The sequence below is a fragment of the Amycolatopsis thailandensis genome, from assembly GCF_042723255.1.
GTDB classification, from domain to species: Bacteria; Actinomycetota; Actinomycetes; order Mycobacteriales; family Pseudonocardiaceae; genus Amycolatopsis; species Amycolatopsis thailandensis.
The window spans coordinates 1-8530 of sequence record NZ_JBHXJK010000008.1; the positions used below are offsets into that span (position 1 = coordinate 1).

The 8530-nt window shown below is 66.8% G+C and carries 7 protein-coding genes; 6 read left to right on the forward strand and 1 reads right to left on the reverse strand.

Annotation, left to right across the window (positions count from 1 at the left end):
* Nucleotides 1-152 precede the first annotated feature (152 nt).
* Nucleotides 153-749, forward strand: coding sequence for a hypothetical protein (locus tag ACFWMR_RS04950; RefSeq protein ID WP_378377114.1), 597 nt, complete (start codon nucleotides 153-155; stop codon nucleotides 747-749).
* Nucleotides 746-1789 (forward strand): ImmA/IrrE family metallo-endopeptidase, encoded by a 1044-nt coding sequence (locus tag ACFWMR_RS04955; protein ID WP_378377116.1) that lies wholly within the window; start codon nucleotides 746-748, stop codon nucleotides 1787-1789. Before ACFWMR_RS04950 ends, ACFWMR_RS04955 begins: the two co-directional genes overlap by 4 nt.
* 66 nt (nucleotides 1790-1855) lie before the next feature.
* Here the strand turns inward: ACFWMR_RS04955 and ACFWMR_RS04960 are convergent, their stop codons facing one another.
* The gene (locus tag ACFWMR_RS04960; protein ID WP_378377118.1) at nucleotides 1856-2230 is read right to left on the reverse strand and encodes an FKBP-type peptidyl-prolyl cis-trans isomerase; all 375 of its coding nucleotides are present in this window, start codon (nucleotides 2228-2230) and stop codon (nucleotides 1856-1858) included.
* Nucleotides 2231-2371: 141 nt separating this feature from the next.
* Between ACFWMR_RS04960 and ACFWMR_RS04965 the strand changes: the two genes are divergently transcribed.
* The 4 genes from ACFWMR_RS04965 to ACFWMR_RS04980 all read left to right on the forward strand — a co-directional run bounded on the left by ACFWMR_RS04965 (nucleotide 2372) and on the right by ACFWMR_RS04980 (nucleotide 8434).
* The gene (locus tag ACFWMR_RS04965) at nucleotides 2372-5608 is read left to right on the forward strand and encodes a penicillin acylase family protein (protein WP_378377119.1); all 3237 of its coding nucleotides are present in this window, start codon (nucleotides 2372-2374) and stop codon (nucleotides 5606-5608) included.
* 25 nt (nucleotides 5609-5633) lie between these two features.
* Nucleotides 5634-6674: a trans-sulfuration enzyme family protein gene (locus ACFWMR_RS04970; RefSeq protein WP_378377121.1), complete on the forward strand. Its 1041-nt coding sequence runs from the start codon at nucleotides 5634-5636 to the stop codon at nucleotides 6672-6674.
* 475 nt (nucleotides 6675-7149) lie between these two features.
* On the forward strand, nucleotides 7150-7824 hold the full coding sequence (locus ACFWMR_RS04975; RefSeq protein ID WP_378377123.1) for a hypothetical protein: 675 nt from the start codon (nucleotides 7150-7152) through the stop codon (nucleotides 7822-7824).
* A gap of 4 nt (nucleotides 7825-7828) precedes the next feature.
* On the forward strand, nucleotides 7829-8434 hold the full coding sequence (locus ACFWMR_RS04980; RefSeq protein ID WP_093934629.1) for a class F sortase: 606 nt from the start codon (nucleotides 7829-7831) through the stop codon (nucleotides 8432-8434).
* The last annotated feature ends 96 nt before the right edge of the window (nucleotides 8435-8530 follow it).

Below are 8530 nucleotides of genomic sequence, written 5' to 3' on the forward strand. Positions count from 1 at the left end.
CCCCGGACCCCCCACGGTGCGTGAGGGCGGCGGTTGATCTTGGGGTCCGACGCCAGGGCCGTTTCGACCCCATCTCAAGGGCCTGTGTACACGTTTGTGCTGGTAGTTGCGGGTGCGCAGCCGGTATATTTTCTGGTATGTTTTCATACCCCATGGCCGAGGATGTGCTGCACGACCTCGGAGACAAGGTTGTCAGCGCTCTGGTCGACGCCACGACCGCGGCCAGGGCGGACCTGGCCGAGTATCGCGACGCCTTCCCGGGTTGGGTGGCGGACAGCAGTGACCGAGGCCTCTCGAACTGGATCCATGACCGTCTTTGGGCGCACTTGCGTCGAGAGCTCACCGACATCGATTCGGTCGAGCTGGTGGACCAAGGCGTCACTCGCGAGGTCACAGTGGGTCTCCGGTACCGCGCCCGTGTGAAGCGGCACACGGTCCGAGACCGCATCCGGTCGTATGCCACGAAATCCGCGCTCGCCTTCTGGGCGCAGTCCGAAGCTCTGGAAGGATTGGAAGAGGTTCGTCTGGGCTTCGGTTATCGCTGGGACCCCGAAGAGCGAGTGATCGGCAGCACGATCGTCTCCCTCCGCGACGGGTTGGACAAAGATGCGATCTGGGCTGTGGAGGTGGATGCTGAGGCATCCGGAGCCAAGGGTGCGGAAATCACCTGGACTCCTGTCGATCCGTCGCTCCCCCAGATCGACCTGTACGAGGCCTTGGCCCGAGACGAGGAGGACGAAGCGACGTGAGTGGAATCGGCGATGTGCTGGAAACACTTCGCCGCGCACGCGGCCTGACGCAGGCGGATTTGTGCGCCAAGGCCGAGATCACCCAGGCCGCGTTGTCCCGTTACGAGAACGATCAACGTATGCCTGACGACGACGTCGTGAACCGGCTCGCAGGCTCTTTGGGCGTATCGACACGCTTTTTGACCCGGGATCACGCTGTCCGGGGCGCGCTCGCCGTGGACGCGCACATGCGGCGTCAGCGAACGACCAAGGCTTCGGCGTGGCGGAGGCTGGAAGCGCGATTGAACGTCTATCGGCTGCATGTTTCGTTGTTGTTCGAGGAAGTGTCGATGCGGGCGGAACAGACCGTCCCGACGTTCGACCCGATCGACACGACCCCCGAGCAGGCGGCCCTGATGGTGCGCGCTCAATGGCGGCTGCCGGTAGGACCGGTGCGACACCTGGCTCGATGGCTTGAAGCCGCTGGTTGCGTGATCCTGGAAGAGGACTTCGGCACGTCCCGTATCGATGGGCTTTCCCAGTGGATCGGCGATCACCCGGTGCTGCTGATCAACGCGGCGGCTCCGATCGATCGGAAGCGGCTGACCCTGGCTCATGAACTCGGTCATCTCGTGCTCCACAACGGGGTCGCGACCGAAGACCCGGAGCGGGAAGCCAATGAATTCGCGGCGGAGTTCTTGATGCCGTCGCACGTGATCAAGCCGGACCTGCGTCCTGTGACCCTTGGTCATCTACGAGACATGAAGCGGGTTTGGGGAGTCTCGATGCAAGCGCTCTTCGAGAGGGCCTACTCACTCAAGCAGGTTTCGGCAGCGGACCGTACGAGCTTCTACAAGTCCATGAACGCTCGCGGCTGGAAAACGGCCGAGCCTGACGGTGATCATCTGGCTCCGGAGACTCCGGGGCTCGTCACGGCGATCGGGGACACGTTGCGGGCCAAAGGCCTCACCGATGAGGAGATCGCCGAGCTGGCGGGCTTTTCGGATGGCGCCGCGGACAACCCGTTCGCACGGCCGATGCGACGGTTGCAGGCCGTCTGATCCGAAACGGCGCGACAAGCCCCCGGGAGCCGAGTTCGCCGGGGGCTCATCGCGCGGTGAGCTGGGTCAGTTCACGCCGATCAGGTCGACCACGAAGATCAGGGTCTCGTTCGGCTTGATGACGCCGCCGGCGCCGCGTTCGCCGTAGGCCAGATGCGGCGGGATGACCAGCTGACGGCGGCCGCCGACCTTCATCCCCGCGACACCCTGGTCCCAGCCGGGGATGACCTGACCGGCGCCGAGGCCGAAGCGCAGCGGCTCACCGCGGTCCCACGACGCGTCGAACTGGTCACCGGTCGAGTGCGAGACACCGACGTAGTGCACCGAGACGGTGTCACCGGCCTTCGCTTCCTGGCCGTCGCCGACGGAGATGTCGGTCTTCACCAGGTCGGCGGGCGCTGCGCCCTCCGGGCGATCGATCTGGGGCTTCTCCAAAGACATGGTGACAAGCTACCTGTGCAGGTCCGGGGTCCGCAGGACGAGTGTTCGGCCGAACGGTGGCAAGAACGCGAATAGTCTTCACAAATTTGAATACCCGTGGGTAGTGTGCGCCTCGTCACTCTCCGACGACGGAGGTCTTTCATGCGACGAGGCATACGGGTCTTGACGACGCTAGCGGGGTTGACGCTGGTGGCGGGAACCGTTCCGGCACTTCAGGCGAGCGCGGCGGAAGCCCCACAGAGCTCCGTGGTGGCGGCCGCGCTCGACGACTACTGCGGTGGCCAGTGCGGCGACATCCTGCCGCCGGGCACGAAGGGGAACGCCACACTCGCCGAGATCCTGGCGCACAAGGCGTTCGGCACCCGTCCCGCGCATTCCGCCGATCAGCTCGGCAAGTACGCCTCGCTCGCCGACGGCTACAAGACGCTGACCACGGACAAGATCAACCAGTTCTTCAACGATGCCTCGTTCGGGGTCCGGTCCGGACAGGTCGAGAGCACGATCAAACCGCGTTCGGACGTGACGATCACCCGCGACAAGGCGACCGGCGTCCCCCGGATCGTCGGCACGACACGGCCGGGCACGATGTACGGCGCCGGGTACGCCGCCGGGCAGGACCGCCTGTGGCTGATGGACATCATGCGCCGGGTCGGCCGCGGCCAGCTGACCTCGTACGCCGGTGGCGCGCAGGGCAACCGCGAACTCGAGCAGAGCTTCTTCGCCTCGGCGCCCTACACCGAACAGGAACTCCAGAAGCAGATCGACAACGCCGCCGCCAGCGGTCCGCGCGGCGCGCAGGGCAAGGCCGACGCCGAGGCCTACGTCGAGGGCGTCAACAAGTACATCTCCGACGCGCACAGCGGCCGCTACTTCCCCGGCGAGTACGTCCTGACCGGACACGTCGACGCGATCACGAACGCCGGGACCATCGAGCCGTTCAAGCTGACCGACCTCGTCGTCCTCGCCGCCGTCGTCGGCGCGCAGTTCGGCGCCGGCGGTGGCGGTGAGGTGCAGAACGCCATCGCGAAGATGGCGATGCAGGAGAAGTACGGACTCGAACAGGGCGACAAGGTCTGGAAGGGCCTTCGGTCGGAGGACGACCCCGAGACCGTCAAGACCCTCCACAGTGGACAGAACTTCGACTACGGCAAGGCACCCGCGAACCCGCAGGGCGCCGCGATGCCGGACAAGGGTTCGGTTTCCGGGCAGCAGCTGGTCTTCGACCCGACCGGTTCCGCCGGAACGGCGACGCCCGCCAAGGTGGACGTTCCGGCGCCCGAGGACCAGAAGGCCGTCCGCGGCATCTTCGACGACGGCGTCCTGCCCGGGAACATGCTTTCCGAGAAACACGGCATGTCCAACGCGCTGGTCGTCTCCGGCGCCAAGACCGCGAGCGGTCACCCGGTCGCCGTCTTCGGCCCGCAGGCCGGCTACTTCGCGCCGCAATTGCTGATGTTGCAGGAACTCCAGGGCCCGGGCATCAGCGCCCGCGGCGCCTCCTTCGCGGGCATCAGCATGTACGTGCTGCTCGGTCGCGGCAAGGACTACTCGTGGAGCGCGACCTCGGCGTCGCAGGACATCACCGACACCTACGCCGTCGAACTGTGCGAGCAGAACGGTTCCGCGCCGACGAAGAACTCCAACTTCTACCGCTTCCGCGGCCAGTGCCTGCCGTTCGACATCGTCGAGCGCAAGAACGCCTGGAAGCCCACCATCGCCGACGGGACCGCCGAAGGTTCGTACACGCTGCGCAGCTTCCGCACCAAATACGGACCGGTGACGAGCCGGGCCCTGGTCGGCGGCAAACCGGTCGCGTACGCGTCGCTGCGGTCGACCTTCCAGCACGAGATCGACACGATCATCGGCTTCCAGAAGTTCAACGACCCGGACGCGATCAAGTCGGCGAAGGACTTCCAGGCCGCGGCGGCCGACGTCAACCAGACCTACAACTGGTTCTACGCCGACTCCCGCGACATCGCGTACTTCAACTCCGGCTCGAACCCGGTCCGAAATCCGAACGTCGACCCGGCGATGCCGGTGAAGGGCGACGCCGGATTCGACTGGCAGGGCTGGAACCCCGACGGCAACCTCGCGAACTACACGCCGTCGTCGCAGCATCCGCAGTCGGTCAACCAGGACTACTACATCAGCTGGAACAACGCGCAGAGCAACGGCTACGCGGCCAGCGGCGCGGACAAGAGTTCGGTGCACCGCGGCGATCTGATCGACGCGCGGGTCAAGAAGATGGTCTCCAACGGCACCAAGGTGACGCGGGTGAACCTCACGCAGGCCATGGAGGAGGCGGCACTGGCCGACCTTCGCGCGGAGAAGGTGCTGCCGGAACTGCTCAAGGTGCTCGACAAGGCACCGGTGACCGGGCCGGCCGCGGACGCGGTGGCGAAGCTGAAGATCTGGCTTTCCGCGGGCGCCCTGCGTTCGGAGACCTCGCCGGGCAGCAAGGCCTACGCGAACGCCGACGCGATCCGCATCATGGACGCCTGGTGGCCGCTGCTGGTCAACGCCCAGTTCAAACCCGGCATGGGTGACGCCGCCTACGCCGCCATGGTGGGCGTGCTGAAGATCAACGAGACGCCTTCGGGCTGGCAGAACGAGATCCCGGGCAAGCACGTCGGCCAGGCGCACGCGGGTTCGTCGTACCAGTCCGGCTGGTGGGGCTACGTGCACAAGGACATCCGGTCGGTCCTCGGGCAGAACGTCGCCGGTCCGCTGCCGGTGAAGTACTGCGGTGGCGGCGACGTCAACGCCTGCCGTCAGGTGCTGCTCGATTCGCTGACGCAGGCGGCCGCGCAGCCCGCCAACACTGTGTACCCCGGTGACGGGGACTGCGGCGCGGGCGACCAGTGGTGCGCCGACACGATCATCCACCGCGCGCTCGGCGGCATCACGCAGGACAAGATGAGCACGCAGAACCGGCCGACCTTCCAGCAGGTCGTGGAGTTCCCGGCGAAGCGCGGCGACAACATCGCCAACCTCGCCACCGGCCGTTCGGTGAGCGCGAGCAGTCACGAGACCGGCTGGTACAACTCGCCGCCGTCCAACGCGATCGACGGGAACCTCTCGACGCGCTGGGCGAGCGACTGGAGCGACAACCAGTCGATCACCGTCGACCTCGGTTCGGCGCAGCGCGTTTCCCGGGTCGTCCTGCACTGGGAATCCGCGTACGGCAAGGCGTACAAGGTGCAGGTGTCGTCCGACGGGACGACCTGGCGCGACGTCGCGTCCATAGTGGACGGAGACGGCGGGCAGGACAACGTCGCCTTCGAGGCGACCGACGGCCGTTATGTCCGGATGGCCGGTGTCCAGCGAGGAACGAAGTACGGCTACTCCCTGTACGAGTTCGAGGTGTACGCCCACTAGCCGGAACACGGTTTACGGTGGCGGGGTGAACACGAACGACTGGTCACCCCGCACCCTCGCCGTCGCCGCCGGACGCCCGGAGGGCCCCGGCGAACCGCTGAACGTGCCGATCGTCGCGGCGAGCACCTTCGACGCCGGCGCCGATCGCGCGTATTCGCGGGAGAACGGCACCCCGACCTGGGAAGCCCTCGAAGCCGCGATCGGCGCGCTCGAAGGCGGGCACGCCACCGCGTTCGCCTCGGGGATCGCGACGCTCAGCGCCGTCGTCGACACACTGCCGGTCGGCGCGAAGGTCTGCGCCCCGACATACTCCTACGCCGGGTCCCGTGGCCTGCTCGCGCACGCGCATCGCACCGGCCGCCTGGTGGTCACCGAGATCGCGCCGGACGACACGGCCGCGTGGGTCGCCGCCGCGGACGCCGACCTGCTGTGGCTCGAATCGCCGACCAACCCGACGCTCGACGTCATCGACATCGAGACGATCGCCGCCGCCGCGAACGGCCTGGTCGCCGTGGACAACACGTTCGCCACCCCGCTCGGGCAGCGGCCCCTCGAACTCGGCGCCGACATCGTCGTGCACAGCGCGACGAAACTCATCGGCGGCCACAGTGACTTGCTGCTCGGCCTGACGATCGCGGCCGACGAAGGCGTCGCGAAGGACCTGCGTGACGCGCGCACCCGGATGGGGGCGACGCCGGGAGCGCTCGAAGCGTGGCTGGCGCTGCGCGGGCTGCGGACGTTGCCGGTCCGCCTGGCCGAGCAGACCCGCACGGCCGCGCTGCTGGCGGCCCGATTGCTCGACCATCCCGCGATCACCCGGGTGCGCTATCCCGGTTCCGGCACGATGATCGCCTTCGAGCTGCCGGACGCCCAGACCGCGGACAAGGTCATCGGGTCGCTGCGGCTGATCCGCGCCGCCACCAGCCTCGGCGGGGTGGAGAGCCTGGTCGAGCGGCGGGCGTGGCTGGCGGGTGACGCCCACGTTCCCGCCGGGCTCGTCCGGTTCAGCGTCGGGCTCGAAGATCCGGAAGATCTGTGGACGGATCTGGCCTCCGCGCTCGGCTAGCGTCTTGAGGCCTGGTTTCCTGATCGTGACCTTCAGGTTGCTGAGTACCTGTTTTGGCGGCCGAATGGTCAGTCTCTCACCGGTAGGTACTCCGAACGTGTGAACCGGTCGGTAACAAACGCCTGGGTAATCACGAGAATTCGCAGCTTCGGGCACTGAAACCGACGTTTTCGCGACGTTCGGAGGCCGCCGAAAAAATGCTTCCGCAGCGCAACCGTTCCGGCCGTCCGGGTGTTAACATTTCCCCGTCGCCCGGAGATTTTCCCTCTGTTGAGCGACTTTCAGGCCCTTGTATCGGGCCGGATCATCCTGATGTTACCGGTTTTCCCAGTGGTTCTTGTCACTGTCCTTTCGCTACTGAAGACCCGCACTTTTCGGGCAAGATCGCGCTGTCACCCGAACGTGGGATTTTCCCCCGGGTGGTCGCATGGTGGGGGTCACCATGCGTTGCGATGCTTTTCACTGGGAGATCACTTTGAAGAAGACGTTGGGCCGCCTCGCGGGCGCGGTGCTGGCCGGCGCCGTCATCTCGCTGGCCGTGACGCCGGTCGCGATGGCGCAGATCGAAACGACGACGGAGCCCCCCGCGGCGCCGACCGAGACCTCGGCCTCCGTGCCGCCGGGGCCGACCTACACCGGTGGTCCCGTGACCACGGCTCCGCCGGAGACGAGCACCCCGACCTCGTCGTCCTCGCAGCAGCCGACGCCGACCAGCGGCAAGCCGTCCGAAACCTCGGGCAAGCCGACGCCGACCAAGACGTCCAGCTCGACCCCGACCCCGACCGAGGAGCCGAAGCCGGACTTCACCGTCGGCGCCGGCTACATCGACCCGGACGGCATCGGCGCGCTGGCCGTCATCTGCGCTTCGGAGCCCACCGGCGTCACCGCGGCGGACTTCGAGATCCTCGAGTCGTTCGAGGACGGCAGCGGCACGTACACCTGGATCTACATCGTCCAGGTGAAGCCCGGTTTCAAGGGCAAGTCGAGCACCTTCACCTGGACCTGCGACGGCAAGCCGGGTCAGGGTGACATCGAGTTCGAGGAGACCGTCGGCGGCGGCGCGACCGCGCCGGGCGCCAAGGTGAAGAAGCAGGTCAAGCTGAAGCCCAAGGGCGGCATCGAGACCGGTTTCGGCGCCACCGCGGCCTGATCGGATGTCCATGAAGTTTCCGAGGCGGGGTGGTCGCGCGGTCGCGGCCACCCTGTTCCTTTCCTTCGCACTGGCCGGTTGCGGTTCCGACGCCACCCCTCCGGCGGCGCCGCCCGCGACCGCCGCGGCAGCGGCTCCTTCGGTCGCCAAGCCGTTCAACGGTATTCGCCCGACGAGCGTGAAGATCCCCAAGATCGGCGCCGAGTCGAGTCTCGTCACGGTCGCGATCGACAAGGACGGCAAGATGTCCGTCCCGACGGCGAAGCACCCGATGCAGGCGGCCTGGTACCGGCTTTCCCCGGTGCCCGGTGAGGTCGGGCCCGCGATCCTGCTCGGGCACGTCGACGGCAACAAGCAGCCGGGCATCTTCTTCAAGCTCAAGGACGTCAACCCGGGCGACGAGGTGCTCGTCGAGCGCAGCGACGGCAAGAACCTGAAGTTCGTGGTCGAGAAGAAGGACCAGGTTCCCAAGGACCAGTTCCCCGAGGAAGCGGTCTACGGCAACACGGACAAGCCGCAGCTGCGGCTGATCACCTGTGGCGGTGTCTTCGACAAGGAAGAGCACAGCTACAAGGACAACGTCATCGTCTACGCGAACTTGGTCGCCTGACGAACGAGAAGTGTGAATAAATGGGGGGTGGGGGGGAGTAAAAACAAGGACTCCCCCGTGTATTAAAAAGGGGGGGGGGGGTGCGCACCGCCCCCG